General features: G+C 60.1%; 17 protein-coding genes. 10 read left to right on the top strand and 7 right to left on the bottom strand.

Features of this window, described 5'->3' with window-relative positions; translation table 11 throughout:
- Positions 1-32 precede the first annotated feature (32 nt).
- From ABID12_RS09750 to hflX, 5 genes are all read left to right on the top strand, one after another.
- Positions 33-2,345, top strand: a complete 2,313-nt coding sequence (locus ABID12_RS09750) for a sensor histidine kinase NtrY-like (protein ID WP_354434053.1) — start codon at positions 33-35, stop codon at positions 2,343-2,345.
- The gene (ntrX, locus tag ABID12_RS09745; RefSeq protein ID WP_106305366.1) at positions 2,335-3,699 is read left to right on the top strand and encodes a nitrogen assimilation response regulator NtrX; all 1,365 of its coding nucleotides are present in this window, start codon (positions 2,335-2,337) and stop codon (positions 3,697-3,699) included. Before ABID12_RS09750 ends, ntrX begins: the two co-directional genes overlap by 11 nt.
- A 64-nt stretch (positions 3,700-3,763) precedes the next feature.
- Positions 3,764-5,140: a Trk system potassium transporter TrkA gene (gene trkA / locus ABID12_RS09740; protein ID WP_106305363.1), complete on the top strand. Its 1,377-nt coding sequence runs from the start codon at positions 3,764-3,766 to the stop codon at positions 5,138-5,140.
- A 175-nt stretch (positions 5,141-5,315) separates the two neighbouring features.
- Positions 5,316-5,558: an RNA chaperone Hfq gene (hfq, locus tag ABID12_RS09735; RefSeq protein ID WP_024706884.1), complete on the top strand. Its 243-nt coding sequence runs from the start codon at positions 5,316-5,318 to the stop codon at positions 5,556-5,558.
- 77 nt (positions 5,559-5,635) lie between these two features.
- Complete coding sequence (gene hflX / locus ABID12_RS09730; protein ID WP_494337877.1) at positions 5,636-6,907, top strand: GTPase HflX; 1,272 nt, start codon at positions 5,636-5,638, stop codon at positions 6,905-6,907.
- 6 nt (positions 6,908-6,913) lie between these two features.
- Here the strand turns inward: hflX and ABID12_RS09725 are convergent, their stop codons facing one another.
- From ABID12_RS09725 to ABID12_RS09710, 4 genes are all read right to left on the bottom strand, one after another.
- Positions 6,914-7,315, bottom strand: coding sequence for a carboxymuconolactone decarboxylase family protein (locus ABID12_RS09725; RefSeq protein WP_354434052.1), 402 nt, complete (start codon positions 7,313-7,315; stop codon positions 6,914-6,916).
- The gene (locus ABID12_RS09720) at positions 7,275-7,685 is read right to left on the bottom strand and encodes a MerR family transcriptional regulator (RefSeq protein ID WP_354434051.1); all 411 of its coding nucleotides are present in this window, start codon (positions 7,683-7,685) and stop codon (positions 7,275-7,277) included. Before ABID12_RS09720 ends, ABID12_RS09725 begins: the two co-directional genes overlap by 41 nt.
- Positions 7,686-7,799: 114 nt before the next feature.
- Complete coding sequence (gene mazG / locus ABID12_RS09715; RefSeq protein WP_354434050.1) at positions 7,800-8,633, bottom strand: nucleoside triphosphate pyrophosphohydrolase; 834 nt, start codon at positions 8,631-8,633, stop codon at positions 7,800-7,802.
- A 33-nt stretch (positions 8,634-8,666) separates the two neighbouring features.
- Positions 8,667-9,308 (bottom strand): nucleoside deaminase, encoded by a 642-nt coding sequence (locus tag ABID12_RS09710; protein WP_354434049.1) that lies wholly within the window; start codon positions 9,306-9,308, stop codon positions 8,667-8,669.
- 161 nt (positions 9,309-9,469) lie between these two features.
- On the opposite strand from ABID12_RS09710, the gene cysG reads away from it, so the two are divergent.
- The 5 genes from cysG (at position 9,470) to ABID12_RS09685 (ending at position 14,377) form a co-directional block, all read left to right on the top strand.
- On the top strand, positions 9,470-10,933 hold the full coding sequence (gene cysG, locus ABID12_RS09705; protein ID WP_354434048.1) for a siroheme synthase CysG: 1,464 nt from the start codon (positions 9,470-9,472) through the stop codon (positions 10,931-10,933).
- Positions 10,911-11,240 (top strand): DUF2849 domain-containing protein, encoded by a 330-nt coding sequence (locus ABID12_RS09700; protein WP_319520040.1) that lies wholly within the window; start codon positions 10,911-10,913, stop codon positions 11,238-11,240. The genes cysG and ABID12_RS09700 overlap by 23 nt, the downstream gene beginning before the upstream one ends.
- Positions 11,241-11,245: 5 nt before the next feature.
- Positions 11,246-12,904, top strand: a complete 1,659-nt coding sequence (locus ABID12_RS09695; RefSeq protein WP_354434047.1) for a nitrite/sulfite reductase — start codon at positions 11,246-11,248, stop codon at positions 12,902-12,904.
- A 10-nt stretch (positions 12,905-12,914) separates the two neighbouring features.
- Positions 12,915-13,418, top strand: a complete 504-nt coding sequence (locus ABID12_RS09690; RefSeq protein WP_319520038.1) for a DUF934 domain-containing protein — start codon at positions 12,915-12,917, stop codon at positions 13,416-13,418.
- A gap of 146 nt (positions 13,419-13,564) precedes the next feature.
- Positions 13,565-14,377, top strand: coding sequence for a ferredoxin--NADP reductase (locus ABID12_RS09685; protein ID WP_354434046.1), 813 nt, complete (start codon positions 13,565-13,567; stop codon positions 14,375-14,377).
- Positions 14,378-14,446: 69 nt separating this feature from the next.
- Here ABID12_RS09685 and ABID12_RS09680 read toward each other — a convergent pair whose 3' ends face one another.
- From ABID12_RS09680 to ABID12_RS09670, 3 genes are read right to left on the bottom strand one after another with little or no spacing between them, the layout of a single operon-like run.
- Complete coding sequence (locus ABID12_RS09680) at positions 14,447-15,655, bottom strand: ABC transporter permease (protein WP_354434045.1); 1,209 nt, start codon at positions 15,653-15,655, stop codon at positions 14,447-14,449.
- A complete protein-coding gene (locus ABID12_RS09675; protein ID WP_106305335.1) occupies positions 15,645-16,373 on the bottom strand; it encodes an ABC transporter ATP-binding protein in 729 nt (242 codons plus the stop codon). Before ABID12_RS09675 ends, ABID12_RS09680 begins: the two co-directional genes overlap by 11 nt.
- A gap of 4 nt (positions 16,374-16,377) precedes the next feature.
- Complete coding sequence (locus ABID12_RS09670; protein WP_354434044.1) at positions 16,378-17,643, bottom strand: efflux RND transporter periplasmic adaptor subunit; 1,266 nt, start codon at positions 17,641-17,643, stop codon at positions 16,378-16,380.
- Positions 17,644-17,906: the final 263 nt, after the last annotated feature.

The raw sequence follows: 17,906 nt of genomic DNA, 5'->3' as shown, positions 1-17,906 counted from the left end.
ATGAGGGCGGGAGGGCGTTTGAGAACGGTGGCATGACAGCAGACGGCAGCGAGACACAAAGCAGTTTTCACGCGCAGGTCGAGGATGATGGCGCGACCAGCGGCGATTCAGCCCATGGGCGCGGCAGCGCACGGGCCATTTTGAAATCGCCGGGCATGTTCCTCGTCGTCGGCGCGTTGCTGACCGCCTTCCTGTCGCTTTTCATTCTTCTGGGGCTGACGCCGATAAAGCCGACCGGCCATGTCGTTGCCGGGCTTGTGGCTGCCAACTCGCTCTTCGTTCTTGCGATGATCTTTCTGATCGGCCGGGAGGTTCTCACCCTGCTGAAGGCCCGCAGGCGCGGCCGTGCGGCCGCCCAGCTGCATATCAGGATCGTTGCGCTTTTCTCGATTGTGGCGGTGACGCCGGCGATCGTGGTGGCGATCTTTGCCACACTGACGCTCAATGCCGGCCTTGATCGCTGGTTTGCGCTCCGAACCCAGTCGATCGTGCAGTCCTCGTTGAATGTCGCTCAGGCCTACATGATGGAGAATGCCAGCTATCTGCAGGGCCAGACGCTCTCCATGGGCAACGACCTGGAGCGCAACCGCTCGCTCTATTTTCTGGACCGGACCGGCTTTGCCGACCTCATGACCCGTCAGGCGCGCGGGCGCGGAATGCTCGGCGCCTTCCTGATGCAGGACGACGGCAGTGTTGTCGTTCAGGCCGATCTAGGCGACGAAACCGTGCTGCCCGACATTCCCGATGATGCGCTTGAAAAGGCCGCTGCCGGCACGCCAACGCTGATTCCGCCGGGTGATACCAATCTTGTGGGCGCAATCATCGCGCTTGAGGCCATTCCGAACAGCCTGCTCTATACCGTCCGTGCCGTTGATCCCAATGTCATGGGCGCGATGCGGATGATCGAGGACAATGTCTCCGAATATTCGGCGATGGAGGAGGGGCGTTTTTCAATTCAGGTGGCCTTTGCGGTGCTCTATCTCGGCTTTGCGCTGATCGTGCTGCTGGCCGCGATCTGGACCGGTATCGCCGTTGCAGACCGTATCGTTCTGCCGATCCGGCTGCTGATTGGTGCTGCCGACCAGGTGGCCTCGGGCGACATGAAGGTTGTTGTTCCCGTTCGCACCATCGATGGCGATGTCGGCAGACTTTCCAGCACCTTCAACAAGATGATCTCGGAAATCCGCGTTCAGCAGCGTGAAATCCTGGTGGCCAAGGACGAGGTTGATGACCGACGGCGCTTCATCGAGGCTGTGCTGTCCGGTGTTACCGCAGCCGTGATCGGCGTCGATGAAAGCCGCACGATCACCATCGTCAATATTTCCGCCGAACAGCTTCTTGCCGCCAGGAGCGAAGAACTGATCGGCCGCAAGCTTGCTGATCTCTCCCCCGAGATCGACATGGTGATGACAGCGGCCATGCGCCGCCGCCGGCAGAATTTCCGCCGGCAGATCAATCTTTTCCGCCTTGGCAAGGAACGCACGCTCTCCGTACAGGTGACCCGTGAGGATTCCCGCAACGCTTCGAATTCCTATGTCATCACCCTTGATGACATTACCGATCTGATCATCGCCCAGCGTTCGACGGCCTGGGCCGATGTCGCGCGCCGGATTGCTCACGAGATCAAGAACCCGCTGACGCCGATCCAGCTTTCCGCCGAACGCATCAAGCGGCGCTTCGGCCGCAAGATCGACAATGAGGAAGACCGCAAGGTCTTCGACCAGTGTACCGATACAATCGTCCGTCAGGTGGGCGATATCGGGCGGATGGTTGATGAGTTTTCATCTTTTGCGCGCATGCCCAAACCGTCGAAATCCGCCGGTGACCTGCGTCAGATTCTGTCTGACGCGGTGTTCCTGCTGGAGATGGGCCGCACCGACATCACCTTCCTGCGTGAACTGGGCGATGAACCGCTTGAAGGCTTCTTTGATGACCGGATGCTTGGTCAGGCCTTCGGGAATATTATCAAGAATGCCGTAGAGGCGATTGAAAACGTTCCAGAAAGTGAAATATACGGAGAGCGGAAAATCCTCGTGCGCGCCGGTTTCGACAAACAGAGGGACCGTTACGTCATCGACTTTATCGACAACGGCAAGGGGCTGCCTGTCGAAAATCGGCACATGATCCTTGAACCGTATATTACGATGCGCGAAAAAGGCACCGGGCTTGGCCTCGCGATCGTTCGCAAGATCATCGAGGAACATGGCGGCAAGCTGGAATTGCATGACGCTCCCCAGGATTTTGCCGGGGGACGGGGAGCGATGATCCGCGTTGAACTGCCGCATGTTCATGACAGTGAACGCACGCGCGAGGAAACAGACAAGGAAGAACAAGATGGCCTCTGATATTCTCGTCGTCGATGATGAGGCGGATATTCGTGATATCGTCTCGGGCATCCTTTCCGATGAAGGGCATGAAACCCGCGTCGCACATGACAGCGACAGTGCGCTGGCTGCGATCAACGACCGCGTGCCGCGTCTGATTTTTCTCGATATCTGGATGCAGGGCAGCCGGCTTGACGGCCTGGCGCTTCTGGAAGAGATCAAGCAGCGCTACCCGGATATTCCGGTGGTAATGATTTCGGGCCACGGCAATATCGAAACCGCGGTGTCATCGATCAAGCGCGGCGCCTTCGATTTTATCGAGAAGCCGTTCAAGGCCGACCGTCTGGTGCTGATCGCCGAGCGGGCGCTGGAAAATTCGCGGCTGAAATCGGAAGTTCAGGAGTTGAAGCGCAAGAGCGGCGACCCGGACGAACTCGTCGGTTCGTCGCTTCTGGTTTCGCAGTTGCGACAGACCGTCGAGAAAGTCGGCCCGACCAACAGCCGCGTCATGATTTTCGGCGGCTCCGGCTCCGGCAAGGAGGTGGTTGCGCGGCTGATGCACAAGAAAAGCCTGCGGGCGCAGGCGCCGTTCGTGGCGCTGAATGCAGCGGCCATCACGCCGGAAAACATGGAGACCGAGCTGTTCGGCGTCGAGGCGGGTGGTGGGCGCACCCGCAAGACCGGGGCGCTGGAACGCGCGCATCGCGGCACGCTCTATCTGGATGAAATCGGCGAAATGCCGCCGGAAACCCAGAAAAAAATCCTGCGCGTGCTGGTCGACCAGCAGTTTGAACGTGTCGGCGGCAGCCGACGGGTGAGCGTTGATGTCAGGATATTGTCGTCGACAGCACTCGATCTGAAATCGCGCATCGAAGAAGGCCTGTTCCGTCAGGACCTGTTTCACCGTCTGGCGGTCGTGCCGGTTGTCATTCCCGGCCTTGCCGAGCGGCGTGAGGATATTCCGTTCCTGGCCGATTTCATCATGCGCCAGCTCTGTGAGCAGGCGGGAATCCGCCAGCGGCAGATCGGCGATGATGCCATGGCTATCCTGCAGGCGCATGACTGGCCGGGCAATATCCGCCAGTTGCGCAACAATCTGGAACGGCTGCTGATCCTGTCGCGGGAGGAGGATGCCGGCCAGCCGATCGGCGCAGACCTGCTGCCGGCCGATCTCTCCGACGTGCTGCCGCAAATCCAGACCTCGGGCGACGCCCACATCATGACGCTGCCGCTGCGCGAGGCGCGCGAACGTTTCGAGCGCGATTACCTGATGGCGCAGATCAACCGTTTCGGCGGTAATATCTCGCGTACGGCAGAATTCGTCGGAATGGAGCGCTCGGCTCTGCATCGCAAACTGAAGTCCCTTGGCATTTGATGCAAAACCGGGCAGATTGCGGCCAGCTGAACCACCAGAATCTTAAAACCCCAGAGGGGTTCTGATGAAAATCATTATTTGCGGTGCGGGCCAGGTCGGCTTCGGCATCGCCGAGCGTCTTTCCCAGGAATATAACGACGTTTCCGTTATCGACACTTCGGCCTCGCTGATTACGGCCATTACCGAATTGCTCGATGTGCGCGGCTATGTCGGCCACGGCGCCCATCCGGATGTGCTGGCCAAGGCGGGCGCCGATCAGGCGGACATGATCATTGCCGTCACGCTGCACGACGAAATCAACATGGTGGCTTGTCAGGTCGCCCATTCGCTGTTCAACGTGCCGACCAAGATCGCCCGCATACGCTCCCAGAGCTACCTGCATTCGCACTATTCCGATCTGTTTTCGCGCGATCATATGCCGATCGATGTGACGATCTCGCCGGAAGTCGAGGTCGGCAAGATGGTCCTCCGGCGCATTTCCTTTCCGGGCGCGACCGATATCGTCCGCTTTGCCGACGAAAAGATCGCCATGCTGGCCGTCGAGTGCAATGACGACTGCCCGGTTCTCAACACGCCGCTGATGCAGCTGAGCCAGCTGTTTCCCGATCTCAACGCGACGGTAACCGGCATTTACCGGAACGAGGAAGTGATCATTCCGCATTCGACGGATCAGGTCGTGGCCGGCGATCTGGTCTATGTCGTCTGCGAACAGGAGCATATCCGCCGCACGCTGGCGCTGTTCGGGCATGAAGAGCAGGAGGCCCGGCGGATCGTGATTGCCGGCGGTGGCAATATCGGCTTTTTCGTCGCGAAATCGATCGAGGAACTGCAGCCGAAAACCCGGCTGAAGATGATCGAGTTCGACCGCGAAAAGGCCATCGCCGTCTCCGACGCACTGCATCATGGTATCGTGCTTCAGGGCTCGGCGCTGGACCAGAACATCATGATCCAGGCGGACGTACCCGACGCGCATCTGATGGTCGCGCTCACGAACAATGACCAGACCAATATTCTGGCCTCGGTGATCGCCAAACAGCTTGGCTGCAAGTCCAATCTGGCGCTTTTGAACAATCCGTCCTTCCATGATGTGACCAAATCGCTCGGGATCGATGCCTATATCAATCCGCGCGCCGTCACGATCTCGCGCGTGCTCCAGCACGTCCGCAAGGGCCGTATCCGCTCGGTCTACGCGGTGCAGAAGGGGGCGGCCGAAGTGATCGAGGCGGAAGCCCTGACGACATCGCCGCTGGTGGGAACGCCGTTCAGGGACCTCGACCTTCCGGAGGGAATTCGCATCGGCGCAGTCTATCGCGGTGACACGACATTGCGCCCGACCGGCGACCTCAAGATCAAGCCGCATGACAGGGTCATTCTGTTTGCTGCGGCATCGGCGGTGCGCCATGTGGAGCAGCTTTTCCGCGTTTCAATTCAGTATTTCTGACAGGTGAAATCGGCCTGCAACCGGCCGTGCTGCAGGCAATCGGTTTTCGTCGTTGCGAAAGCGCTACCAATTTGCTACGACCTGTCATTGACTGGTTGTCCCTCGTTCTTCGAAGGCAACTACAATGAGGTGGGCACCGGTTTTCGGCCGGCAAGAGAAAGAAAGAAGCGGCGCCATGGCGGAACGTTCTCAGAATTTGCAGGACCTTTTCCTCAATACTGTCCGTAAGCAGAAGATTTCTCTCACGATTTTTCTGATCAATGGGGTCAAGCTCACGGGCGTTGTCACATCTTTTGACAATTTCTGCGTTTTGCTGCGTCGGGACGGACATTCCCAGCTGGTTTACAAGCATGCGATCTCGACGATCATGCCCGGCCAGCCGGTTCAGATGTTTGAAAACGACGACAACGCTTCCTGATTCGGTGATTTTCCATTCCCGATACGTTTTTTCCTGAAAGCGAATATGAGAACCGCGATTCATCACGGGCGCTCGTTATTGTGCCCGTCATCAAGGCCCAACGGGGCAGTGATGGCGAAACCTCTTCGCGCGCGCCCGAAAGCCGTCTGCAGGAAGCAGTCGGCCTTGCCGGCGCGATCGGTCTGGAGGTCGTCGCCTCCGAGATTGTCGCGGTCAACGAGCCGCGCCCGGCCACACTGATCGGCACGGGCAAGATCCAGGAAATCGACGAATTGCTCGACAACAGCGATATCGGCCTGGTGATCGTCGATCACCCGCTGTCGCCTGTCCAGCAGCGCAATCTCGAAAAAGCCTGGGTTGCCAAGGTGATCGACCGTACCGGCCTGATCCTCGAGATCTTCGGCGAGCGGGCCTCCACCAAGGAAGGCCGGCTGCAGGTCGAACTGGCGCATCTCAATTATCAGCGCGGACGTCTTGTCAGAAGCTGGACCCACCTTGAGCGTCAGCGTGGCGGCGGCGGCTTCATGGGCGGTCCCGGTGAAACCCAGATCGAGGCCGACCGCCGGATGCTGCGCGAGCGCATTACCAAGCTCGAACGCGAGCTGGAACAGGTCGTGCGCACCCGCCAGCTGCACCGTTCGAAGCGCAAGAAGGTGCCGCACCCGATCGTTGCGCTCGTCGGCTATACCAATGCCGGCAAATCGACGCTGTTCAACCGGATTACCGGGGCAGGGGTGCTGGCCGAGGACATGCTGTTTGCCACGCTGGACCCGACGCTTCGGCGGATGAAGCTGCCGCATGGCCGCACGGTTATCCTGTCCGATACGGTTGGTTTCATTTCCGACCTTCCGACCCATCTGGTCGCAGCCTTCCGCGCAACGCTGGAAGAGGTGCTGGAAGCCGATCTGATCCTGCATGTCCGCGACATGTCCGATCCGGCGCGCGATGCCCAGTCGGACGATGTTCTGCGCATTCTCGGCGACCTCGGCATCGACGAAAAGGCGCAGAACGAGAAGATCATCGAAGTCTGGAACAAGCTGGACCTGCTGGATACTGAAGAGCATGACGCGCTGATGGCCCGGGCGGCTGCCAACGCCTCTGTCATGGGCGTTTCCGCCGTTACCGGCGAGGGCGTCGATGCGCTGGTGGACCAGATCGCAGCCCGGCTTGCCGGCATTCTGACCGAAACCACCATCACGCTGTCGCCGGCTCAGTTGCACATCCTGCCGTGGATCTACGAGCACGCGCTTGTCGATGAACGACGCGACCTTGAGGACGGCTCCGTCAGTCTCGACATCCGCGTGCCCGGTCCGGAAGCGCAGCGGCTGGAAAGCATGCTGGCGGGATAGGCGCGGCTATAGCGGCGATCGCGCGGCAAAGACCGCCTTGGCGGCAAAGAGCCCGTTGAGGGCGGCAGGAAATCCGGCATAGACCGCCATTTGCATGATCGTTTCCGTAATTTCATCCCTGCTCACGCCGACATTCAGGGCCGCCTCGATATGCACCTCAAGCTGTGGCCTTGCATTGCCGAGCGCCGTTAGAGCGGCGATGGTTGCGATTTCGCGTTCACGCAGACCCAGGCCGGGGCGGCTGTAGATGTCGCCAAAGGCGAACTCCAGAAGATAGCGTGAGAAATCCGGCGCAATATCCGCCAGCGCTTCGATAACCTTTTCCCCGGCCTCGCCGTCGATTTCGGCAAGGGCATGCTTTCCCCGCTCAAGCCGGGTTTGTTCGGGAGTGGATTGATGGTTGTTCATTGGTTGTCTTGTCCTGCTGTTCGTCACCGCCGGCGTAACCGGCTATCTTGGTGTCGAGAACCGCAAGACAGGACTGAAGTTCGAGCACATGGGCGCGCACTGTGGCGCGATGCGCTTCGAGCAGGCGGCGGCGCTGGTCTTGCGTCACTGCTCCCTGTTGTCTGAGTGCTGCATATTGCAGCATCTGACTGATCGGCATTCCCGTTGTCTTCAGACGACCGAGAAATTCAATCCAGATCAGCGTCGACGGATCATAGTCACGATGGCCCGACCGGTCTCTGTCGGCTTCGGGAAGCAGGCCGATCTTTTCATAGTAGCGGATCGTATAGACCGACAATCCGGAACGCTTCGCCAGTTCACCGATTTTCATGACAGTCCTGTGTTTTGGTCACGACGCTGGCGAAGTTAGGTGTTCGAGTGCACTCGAGGTCAACAGCGAAAACGCGAAGGACGAAAAAAAACGACGGTGGAGGGCCCTCAACGGCTATCCCAGTTTTCGCTCGATCGCCTTGGCATCCTGCCAGAGCGCTTCCATGCGTTCCAGGGTCGCGGCATCCAGCGTCTCACCGGATTGTTCAAGAGACTTCTCTATGTGATTGAACCGGCGTCGGAATTTCGTATTTGTTCCACGCAGGGCTTGTTCCGGATCGGTCTTTGTGTGGCGGCCGAGATTGACGGCGGCGAAGATGAGATCACCGAGTTCATCGGCAATCGCAGCCTTGTCACCTGACTGAAGCGCCTGCCGCAACTCGCCGATCTCCTCTTCGAACTTGTTGAGAATCGGTTCTGGCTCGGACCAGTCGAAACCGACGTGGGCGGCGTGTTCCTGAAGCTTGAGCGCTTCCGTCAGCGCCGGGAACGAGCGCTGGACGCCGCCGAGATGTCCGGCCTTGAAATCCTCTGTGATCCCGGCTTTCGCCCGTCGTTCGGCGCGTTCTGCCTTTTCCTGCCGCTTGATCTCGTCCCACTGGATCTTGACCGCTTCGGGCGTATCGGCCGCATTGCGGGCAAAGACATGCGGGTGACGGCGAACCATCTTGGCCGTGATGGCATGAACCACATCGCCGAAGCTGAACAGGCCCTGTTCCTCCGCCATACGGGCGTGAAACACGACCTGCAGCAGCAGGTCCCCCAGTTCGTCGCACAGGTCATCAAAATCGTTGCGCTCGATCGCGTCGGCCACTTCATAGGCTTCTTCGATGGTGTAGGGCTTGATCGACGCGAAATCCTGTTTGACGTCCCACGGGCAGCCGGTCTCGGGGTCCCGCAAGGCGGCCATGATTTCGATAAGGCGAGCGATGTCGCGTGACGGTTCCACGGTGGCAGGCTCCGTATATGTGAACAAGATTTCTCAGCCCAGCGGGATGCCGGTTGCATTCTTATGCGACTGGTAGGTGTCCGACGCAAGGGCATAGCGGTGCCTGATCGCGTCGATGCGCTTCATCAACTGCTCGTGCGTGGGGCCGGTGGTGTCCTCTGCCATCTGAACAATGGAATGCGCGGTGAAGAACGCATTGCTGCGGCGATAGCCGCCGGGTTCCAGCCCGTAGAGTTCCTTCATGATCTTCAGGTCATGCGGAATGCCGAAACTGTCGCGGGAATCTTCATGGCTGAAGAAATAGTAGTAGTTATCGAAACCGGCCCAGGTGATCGCGGACATGCACATGGTGCAGGGTTCATGCGTCGACAGAAACAGAAGCTCGCTTGTCGGCGGCGGGGAGGGCAGTTCGTAAAACTGATTGAGCGTCTTCACCTCACCATGCCAGAGCGGATTGGTGGTTTCGTCATTCGTCCCGGCAATCACCAGCGACAAGTCGGATTTGCGCAGAATTGCCGCGCCGAAAACCTTGTTACCGCTGTCGACGCCGCGTTCGGTAAGCGGCAGAATGTCGTTTTCGATGACCGAGAGCAGTCGGTCCGTCAGTTTGCTGTCTTGCACGAAGCATGTTCCCGTTTTTCCAATTTTGATCGCAGTATTGGCATATTCATCCATCAGCGCAAATGCCGGCGGATACGGTTCCGGTCAAATTTACTGCCATTGGTGAAAAATTGAGGAATGAAATGTTTCGCCGCTTACAGACGACGCATTTTCGTTTCTTCAATCGCCGGACAAACGAAGCGATTATTCGGGCAATCGTGAAAGGACTGCCCGCAATGGTCGCGAAAGACGAACTGCTGACAACATTCCCGGCTTTTTTCCGGGTCGAGAACCGCAAGGTTGCGATATTCGGCAATGGCGAAGAGGCCTTTGCCAAGACGCGACTGATGGCGAAAACCAGTGCCGCCATTACAGCCTATGCGGATGATCCCGCTGAAGACTATGCGGCCTATCTGGCGGAAAACGGCTACGCACTGGTCCGGGCCGGTTTCGAGGCTGCACAGCTGGACGGTTCGGTTCTGGCCTTTGCCGCGACCGGCGAAGCCGAGCAAGACCACCTGATTTCCGAAACGGCGCGGGCGCTGTCCATCCCCGTCAATGCCGTCGACCAGAAGGATGACTGCGATTTCTATACGCCGGCCCTGGTTGCCCGTCCGCCGGTCGCCGTTGCCATCGGCACGGAAGGGGCAGGGCCCGTTCTGGCGCAGATGATCCGCGCGCAGATCGATACCATTCTGCCGCGCTCGCTGGGGCCGCTCGCCCGCCTTGCCAACCGCCTGCGTGACAAGGTGGATGTGAATATCCCGCGCGGCGCCGCCCGCCGGGCCTTCTGGTCGCGGTTCTTCAACGGCTCCGTTGCCAATGCCGTCGACAAGGGCAGGCTGCTTGAAGCCGAATGTCTAGCTGATGAAATCATCGCCGACGGTTCGTCCGTTGCGGGCCATGTGGCGCTCGTGGGCGCCGGGCCGGGGGCTGAGGACCTGCTGACCATCCGCGCCCACCGGCTGCTGATGGAAGCCGACGTGATTGCCCATGATGCGCTGGTGCCGCAGGCTGTTGTCGATATGGGGCGTCGGGATGCCGAACGCATCGCCGTCGGCAAGCGCAAGAATTGCCACTCCAAGTCCCAGAACGAAATCAATGACCTGCTGGTCTCTCTTGCCAGAGAGGGTAAGCGCGTCGTACGGCTGAAATCCGGCGATCCGCTGATCTTCGGCCGCGCCGGCGAGGAAATGGCGGCGCTGCGCGCGGCGGGCGTTTCCTATGAGGTTGTTCCCGGCATCACGTCGGCCTCCGCCGCTGCCGCCGATTTCGGCCTGCCGATGACCTTGCGCGGCGTTGCTTCCACGCTGGTTTTTACGACCGGCCACGACCTTAATGGTGAAACCTTGCCGGACTGGGCCGCACTTGCGGTCCGGGGTGCCACCATTGCCGTCTATATGGGCCGTTCCGTAGCCGCCAAGCTTGGCGCCCGGTTGCAGGAGGCGGGTGTGCCCGCCGATACCACCATCGCCGTCGTTGAAAATGCCAGCCGCAAGAACCGGCGGTTGTTTCACGGCGTCCTTTCCGAACTGGCGGACCTTGAGGCGCGCGAAGACCTGACCGGACCGGTCATGGTCATCATCGGCGACGCCGTTGCCGGCGCCAGCCTCGAACAGTCGAGCGCGCTTGCGCTCAACAACAACACCGCCTTCACCCCGAAGACAGGAGCTGCTCATGTCCGCGAAAACCTCAGCTAAGGTTCTGACCGCCAATCGCCTGACCGATGGTATTGCTGTCTGGCTCGATGCGAATGGCCGCTGGACGGAAGACCTGCAGCACGCGCTGGTCGCCCGCCACGACGCGGCAATCGACAGCCTCGACGAAATCGGGAAGCGCGACTTCTCCGCCAACATGATCGTCGATGTCGATATCATCGATGTCGAGGAGCGCCCGGACGGCCGGATATGGCCTGTTCGCCTGCGTGAACGCATCCGCGCCGAAGGCCCGACAATTCCCTATGCCGCCGGCTATTCCTTTGCCAGCCCCGAACGCGTGGAGGCCTGAGACCGATGTATCGCTACGACGAATTCGACCATGACTTCGTAAAGCAGAGAACTGCGCAGTTCGCCGATCAGGTGGAGCGCAGGCTTTCGGGCGAAATCACCGAGGACCAGTTCAAGCCGCTGCGGCTGATGAACGGCGTCTATCTCCAGCTTCACGCCTATATGCTGCGCGTTGCCGTGCCCTACGGCACGATGAATGCCGCGCAGATGCGCATGCTCGCCCATATCGCGCGCAAATACGACCGCGGATATGGTCACTTCACCACGCGCCAGAACATCCAGTACAACTGGCCGAAGCTTGCGGACATCCCCGCCATTCTGGAGGATCTGGCCAGCGTCGAGATGCACGCGATCCAGACATCGGGCAACTGCATCCGCAATGTGACGGCCGACCATTTCTCAGGCGCTGCCGCCGACGAGGTGGCCGACCCGCGCCCCTATGCCGAAATCCTGCGGCAATGGTCGTCGCTGCACCCGGAATTTTCCTTCCTGCCGCGCAAGTTCAAGATTGCCGTGACCGGCGCCGAGCGCGACCGGGCGGCGATCCAGGTGCACGATATCGGCCTTCACCTGAAGAAGAACGAAGCCGGCGAACTCGGCTTTACCGTCTTTATCGGCGGCGGGCAGGGGCGTACGCCGATGATCGGCAAGAAGGTGCGCGACTTCCTGCCGGAAGAGGACCTTCTGGCCTATACGACCGCAATCCTGCGCGTCTACAATCTGAACGGCCGCCGCGACAACAAGTACAAGGCACGGATCAAGATTCTCGTGCACGAAACCGGTCTCGACGAGTTGAAGGCCGATATCGAGCGCGAATTCGAAGCCTTGAAGCAGGATGGCGAACTCGCCCTGCCGGAGGCCGATGTTGCGGCAATCCGCTCCTATTTCGCCCTGCCGGACCTGCCGGCGCGCGAGCGTGACCGGGCGGATACGGCAGACGCCGGCTATATCAACTGGCTGTCCCGCAACACCGCGGCGCACAAGCGCAACGACTATGCCATGGTCACGATTTCGCTGAAGCCGATCGGCGGCATCCCGGGCGATGCCACCGACAGCCAGATGGAAGCGGTTGCCGATATCGCAGAGCGCTACGGTTTCGATGAAATCCGCGTCAGCCACGAGCAGAACCTGATCCTGCCGCATGTGGCGCGCGCTGACCTGCCGGCCGTTTACGCGGCCCTGAAGGAGGCCGGGCTGGAAACCGGCAATGCCGGTCTGATCACCGACATGATTGCCTGTCCGGGGCTGGATTACTGCGCGCTTGCCAATGCGCGGTCGATCCCCGTTGCCCAGCAGATTTCCGAGCGTTTCGACAATCCCGAGCGCCAGGCGGAAATCGGCGATCTCAAGATCAAGATTTCCGGCTGCATCAATGCCTGCGGCCACCACCATGTCGGCCATATCGGGCTTCTGGGCGTGGAGAAGAAGGGCGCCGAACTCTACCAGATCACGCTTGGCGGATCGGGCGATGAGAATACGTCGATCGGGCAGATCATCGGCCGCGGTTTCGAACCGGACAAGGTTGCCGATGCAGTCGAGACCATCGTCGACACCTATCTCAGCCTGAGAAGCAGCAAGTCGGAAACATTTATCGATGCGTATCGCAGGCTTGGCATGCAACCCTTCAAGGATGCGCTTTACCCTGAAAAAGCCAAGGCCGCGTGAGGAACAGACGATGAGCGCCATCTGGAAAGAAACAGGTTTTGTTGAAAACGATCCCTGGGTAATAGAGACCGAGGACCGCAAGGCGGGTGAGGGCGAACGCGCGCTTGTTCCCTTTGCGGAGGTCGTGGAAAACGGACTTGCCGGCAATGAAGGGGCAGGGGTCGTCCTCGGTCCCTTCGACGATCCGGTCGCACTCGCACCCCTGCTCGACCGGATCGAGATCATCGCGCTGACCTTTCCGGCCTTCAATGACGGACGGGCGTTTTCGCAGGCAACGGTGCTGCGCGAACGGCTTGGCTATGAAGGCGAGATACGGGCCGTCGGCGATGTGCTGATCGATCCGCTGGTCTATATGCTGCGCTGCGGGTTCGACAGTTTCACCGTGGAAAACGAAACGACAATCCGGCGTTTGAAAGCCGGGCGGCTTCCGTCCGTCAACCGCCACTACCAGCCCGCGACCCGGCCATCGACCGCTTCCGGCGGCTACACATGGCGGCGCGTCGCAAAAATATGATGCATCGTGACAAGTTTTTTGAGGCAAGCGCCTTTGCATTATTTTGCGCGGAGTATTATTTGAGCGCTTAGAACTTCACGAATAGGTGGATTTTATGATTGTGCCGGTTCCATCCCGGCGTTCAGCAGACAGGACGAGACGTCAACATGAATGTGCAAGCCAAGACCGAGGAATTTGCCGCCACACTGCCCGCCGGAGTCTACGGTGAGAAAGTTCTGAGCGTAAAACACTATACCGACCACCTGTTCAGTTTTACGATGACACGGCCGGACGGCTTCCGTTTCCGTTCCGGCGAATTCGCCATGATCGGCCTGATGGTCGGCGGCAAACCGGTCTATCGTGCCTATTCGATTGCCAGCCCGTCCTGGGCGGAAGAACTGGAATTCTTCTCGATCAAGGTGCCGGATGGCCCGCTGACACAGCATCTCCAGAAGATCGAGGTCGGCGACATTATCCTGATGCGCAAGAAGCCGACCGGCACGCTGGTGCTGGACGCGCTGACCCCGGCCAAGCGGCTTTACATGTTTTCGACCGGAACCGGTATCGCGCCGTTCGCCAGCCTGATCCGCGAACCGGAAACCTACGAGAAATTCGACGAGGTGATCCTCACCCATACCTGCCGCGAAGTCGCCGAACTTCAGTACGGTCTGGATCTCGTCAAGGAGATCCGCAGCGACGAACTGTTGAGCGAACTGGTCGGCGACAAGTTGACTCATTACGCCTCGGTCACGCGCGAGCCTTATGAGCACACCGGCCGGATTACCGATCTGATTGCCAGCGGCAAGCTGTTTGAAGACCTCGGCCTTCCGCCGCTCAACCCGGAGACCGATCGCGGCATGATCTGCGGTTCGGCCGAAATGCTGAAAGACACCAAGGCGCTTCTGGAAGCCGCCGGCATGGACGAGGGCGCCAACAACAAGCCGTCTGATTTCGTGATCGAACGGGCTTTCGTCGGCTGAACAGAGCCTGCTTCTGACTTCAGGATGAATTTTGCAGCGGAAACCGGAAACCCCCGGCTTCCGCTGTTTCTATTCGTAGCGCAACGCTTCGATCGGGTTCATCCGGGCGGCACGGCGGGCCGGGAAATAGCCAAAGATGATGCCGATCAGCGCCGAAAAGGCGAAGGCGCCCAGGATCATCGTGGGCGCGACGACGAAGGGCACCGCCAGGTACTGCACGGCCGCATAGGCAACGCCGAGGCCGATGATCACACCGGCAAGGCCTCCGAGCAATGACAGCACGACCGCCTCGACGATGAATTGCAGCAGCACATGCCGTTCCAAAGCACCGACGGTGAGCCTGAGCCCGATTTCGCGGGTGCGTTCGGTGACCGACACCAGCATGATGTTCATGATGCCGATGCCGCCGACAAGCAGGCTGACGGCCGCAACGGCGGCCAGCATGCCGGTCAGATGGCTTTTTGTGCCGGTGACCGCATTGGCGATTTCGGTCATGTCGTTGACCTCGAAATCGCTGGCGCGACCGGGCTGAATATTGCGGCGCTGGCGCAGCAGGGCGGTCACATCGGCTTCCACCTGCCCGGTTGATACGCCGTCACGCGCGGCCAGCAGAATGCTTTCGATATAGCTGTCGCCGCCGACGCGGCGCTGAAAGGCGCTGATCGGCATCAGCACGATATCGTCCTGGTCGCGCCCCATGCTGCTTTCGCCTTTTTCCCTGAGCGTGCCGATCACCGCACAGGACACATTGCCGACGCGCACGTTTTTGCCGACCGGATCGTTTTCTCCGAAAAGCTCCTGCCGGACGGTTTCGCCGAGAATGCAGGCCGTATCGCCGCTGCCGCCGGCAGCAGCGCTTGAAAAATCACGGCCGTTGGCAATCGTCCAGTCCTGGGCCGCGAGGAAATCGTCATTCGTACCGATCACGGTGGTTCGGCGGTTTTCGCCCTCCGCAACAACGGTCACGGTCGAAACATTCTGCGGTGCAACGGCGCGAAGCCCGGGAACCTGGTTCCGCAGGGCGGCAATATCACGCTCGCTGAAGCCCTTGGCGGCTTCTGCAGGCGCGCCCGGCGCGCGCTGACCGGGCCTGACGAACAGCACATCGGTGCCAAGACGGGCAATTTCGCTGCGGACCTGCTCGGCCGTTCCGTTGCCGATCGTGACCATGGCGATGACGGCGGAAACGCCGATGACGACACCGAGAACGGTGAGAAACGAACGCAGCAGGTTGCGACGGACAGCGCGAAGAGCGAGCTTGAGCATCTCAAGAAACATTGCCGTTCTCCTGTCTTTCGCTGCGCCCGGGGCGGAAACCGCGTTCCAGCATGCCATCGATGAACTGCACACGGCGGCTGGCATAACGCGCCACGTTCTCCTCATGGGTGACCATGACCACGGTGATGCCGAGTTCGGTATTGAGGCCGGTGATCAGTTCCATCGTCTCGTTGCTGGTGCGGGTATCGAGGCTGCCGGTCGGTTCATCGGCAAGCAGAACGGCAGGTTCGGTGATCAGCGCGCGGGCAATCGCCACGCGTTGCTGCTGGCCGCCGGACAGTTCCTGGGTGCGCTGGTCAAGCCGGTCGGCCAACCCGACCTGGGAGAGGGCGAGTTCCGCCCGTTCACGCCGCTCCCGCCTGCCGATGCCGCGATAGATCAGCGGCAGTTCGACATTCTCGAGCGCCGAAGACCGCGGCAGCAGGTTATAACGCTGGAAAACGAAGGCCAGAAGATGCCGGCGCAGCAGCGTCAGCTTGGCGGCCTTGAGTTCGGTTGTGTCCACCCCCTGAAAGAAGAACTGGCCGCTGGTGGGCCGGTCCAGCCAGCCGAGAATGTTCATGGCGGTCGATTTTCCCGACCCCGACGGCCCCATGATCGAGACGAATTCGCCCGCCTGTATGGAAAGGTCGACGCCGTTCAGCGCGACGATCTCGGCTTCGCCGGCGCCATAGGTCTTGTAGATATTTCTGAACTCGATGAGCGGCGCAGTCGTCATTGTCCTACCTCGCCTGAATACCGGAACCGGTGATGACGTTGTCGCCGGTGCGCAGATCGCCCTCCAGCACCTCCGAAAAACGGCCATCGCTGGCGCCGACGGTGATCTTGACCGGCGCAGGTTCGCCATTCCTGAGCAACCAGACGGTGCGCTGGTCGTCCTCCAGCGGCGCCACAGCCTCTCCTGCAGGTGTATAGCGCAGCGCCGCATTCGGCACCAGAATGGCGTCCTCGCTTTCATCGACAAGAATGTCGGCGGTCGCGGTCATGCCCTGACGCAGCAGACGATCGGTATTGTCCACGACCAGAACGGCCTTGTATGTGACGACGTCGCTGTTGACCTCGGAGGCGTAGCGGATCGACTTGATCTCCGCGGGAAAGCGTCTTCCGGGAAAGGCCTCGACCGTGAATGTCGCTTTCTGGCCCGGTTCGACCTGTCCCACATCGGCTTCATCGATATTCACCCTGAGTTCCATCTCGGTCAGGTTACCGGCAATCACGAACAGGGTAGGGGCTTCCAGCGAGGCCGCGACGGTCTGGCCGACATCGACATTGCGGTAAAGCACGACGCCATCGATGGGAGAGCGGATCGTCGCCTTGCTGAGGCGCAGCTGGGCAAGTTCCAGCTCTGCCCGGGCAACGGCAAGCCTTGCTTCGGCGCTCTGCTCTTCGGCCTGCGCTGCGGCATGGGCGAACTCGGCGTCTTCAAGCTCCTGGCGCGGCGCCACATCACGCTCGGCCAGCGTTCTGGTGCGTTCCATCGTGGCCTTGGCCGATTCCAGATCCGACTTGGCGGCTGCAACATCGGCTTCGGCTGCGGCAAGCCGGGCCTTGGCACTCAGTATGTCGGCTTTCAGCTCGTCGGTTTCCAGCGCGAGCAGAACCTCACCGGCTTTCACCTCGGAATTGAAATCGACCAGAACGGATTTGACCGTGCCGGAAAGCTCGCTCGAAATATCAACCCGCTCGGTCGGCTCGATTGCGCCGGTCGCGGCAACCGTCACGGTCATGGGGCCACGCTTGACCTCGTCGGTGACGTAGCTTGGCTTTGCCGCCACGATCTGGATGTCGCCGGAGGACAGATACCTGTAACCGGTATAACCGGCGCCGGCGAGCACAATAACGGCAATCATCCAGCCCCAGGGGAACCCGAACCGTCTCTTTGGCTTGTCATCGCCGAGAATTGCATGAATATCAGGGACTTGCGGGTGAGGGCGATGATCACCTCCCGCGCCGCCATGTCGGCCGGTTCTGTCCAGATCAGAGGACATTGATGGGAGCTCCTGTCTGAGGCTGCTCGTTTCGGGATTTGCCGCGACTATGGCCACGAAGCCGCGCGCATGCAAGCACGGCCCGGATGAATTTCAATTTCGCCGGGGATAAAATCAGTCGCATTTCTCCAAGGAGACAACCAAAGGTGGATTTCATCGAATGGCGCTGTCGGCGAATCATGCTATGTTTACACATGAATGATTGATGTTCCGGTACGCCCGTGAATGCCAATGCAACAATACAGCAGACATCTTTGGGAGGT

The organism is Martelella mangrovi, from assembly GCF_040545495.1.
Lineage (GTDB): Bacteria > Pseudomonadota > Alphaproteobacteria > Rhizobiales > Rhizobiaceae > Martelella > Martelella mangrovi.
The sequence above is the reverse complement of the archived record's forward strand: the minus strand, read 5'-3'. Positions and strand labels throughout refer to the sequence as shown.

Coding starts and splice junctions, on each gene's coding strand:
- ABID12_RS09750 (WP_354434053.1), top strand. CDS start 33: ATGACAGCAGACGGCAGCGAGACACAAAGCAGTTTTCACGCGCAGGTC.
- ntrX (WP_106305366.1), top strand. CDS start 2,335: ATGGCCTCTGATATTCTCGTCGTCGATGATGAGGCGGATATTCGTGAT.
- trkA (WP_106305363.1), top strand. CDS start 3,764: ATGAAAATCATTATTTGCGGTGCGGGCCAGGTCGGCTTCGGCATCGCC.
- hfq (WP_024706884.1), top strand. CDS start 5,316: ATGGCGGAACGTTCTCAGAATTTGCAGGACCTTTTCCTCAATACTGTC.
- ABID12_RS09725 (WP_354434052.1), bottom strand. CDS start 7,315: ATGAACAACCATCAATCCACTCCCGAACAAACCCGGCTTGAGCGGGGA.
- ABID12_RS09720 (WP_354434051.1), bottom strand. CDS start 7,685: ATGAAAATCGGTGAACTGGCGAAGCGTTCCGGATTGTCGGTCTATACG.
- ABID12_RS09710 (WP_354434049.1), bottom strand. CDS start 9,308: ATGGATGAATATGCCAATACTGCGATCAAAATTGGAAAAACGGGAACA.
- cysG (WP_354434048.1), top strand. CDS start 9,470: ATGGTCGCGAAAGACGAACTGCTGACAACATTCCCGGCTTTTTTCCGG.
- ABID12_RS09700 (WP_319520040.1), top strand. CDS start 10,911: ATGTCCGCGAAAACCTCAGCTAAGGTTCTGACCGCCAATCGCCTGACC.
- ABID12_RS09695 (WP_354434047.1), top strand. CDS start 11,246: ATGTATCGCTACGACGAATTCGACCATGACTTCGTAAAGCAGAGAACT.
- ABID12_RS09690 (WP_319520038.1), top strand. CDS start 12,915: ATGAGCGCCATCTGGAAAGAAACAGGTTTTGTTGAAAACGATCCCTGG.
- ABID12_RS09685 (WP_354434046.1), top strand. CDS start 13,565: ATGAATGTGCAAGCCAAGACCGAGGAATTTGCCGCCACACTGCCCGCC.
- ABID12_RS09680 (WP_354434045.1), bottom strand. CDS start 15,655: ATGTTTCTTGAGATGCTCAAGCTCGCTCTTCGCGCTGTCCGTCGCAAC.
- ABID12_RS09675 (WP_106305335.1), bottom strand. CDS start 16,373: ATGACGACTGCGCCGCTCATCGAGTTCAGAAATATCTACAAGACCTAT.
- ABID12_RS09670 (WP_354434044.1), bottom strand. CDS start 17,643: ATGTCCTCTGATCTGGACAGAACCGGCCGACATGGCGGCGCGGGAGGT.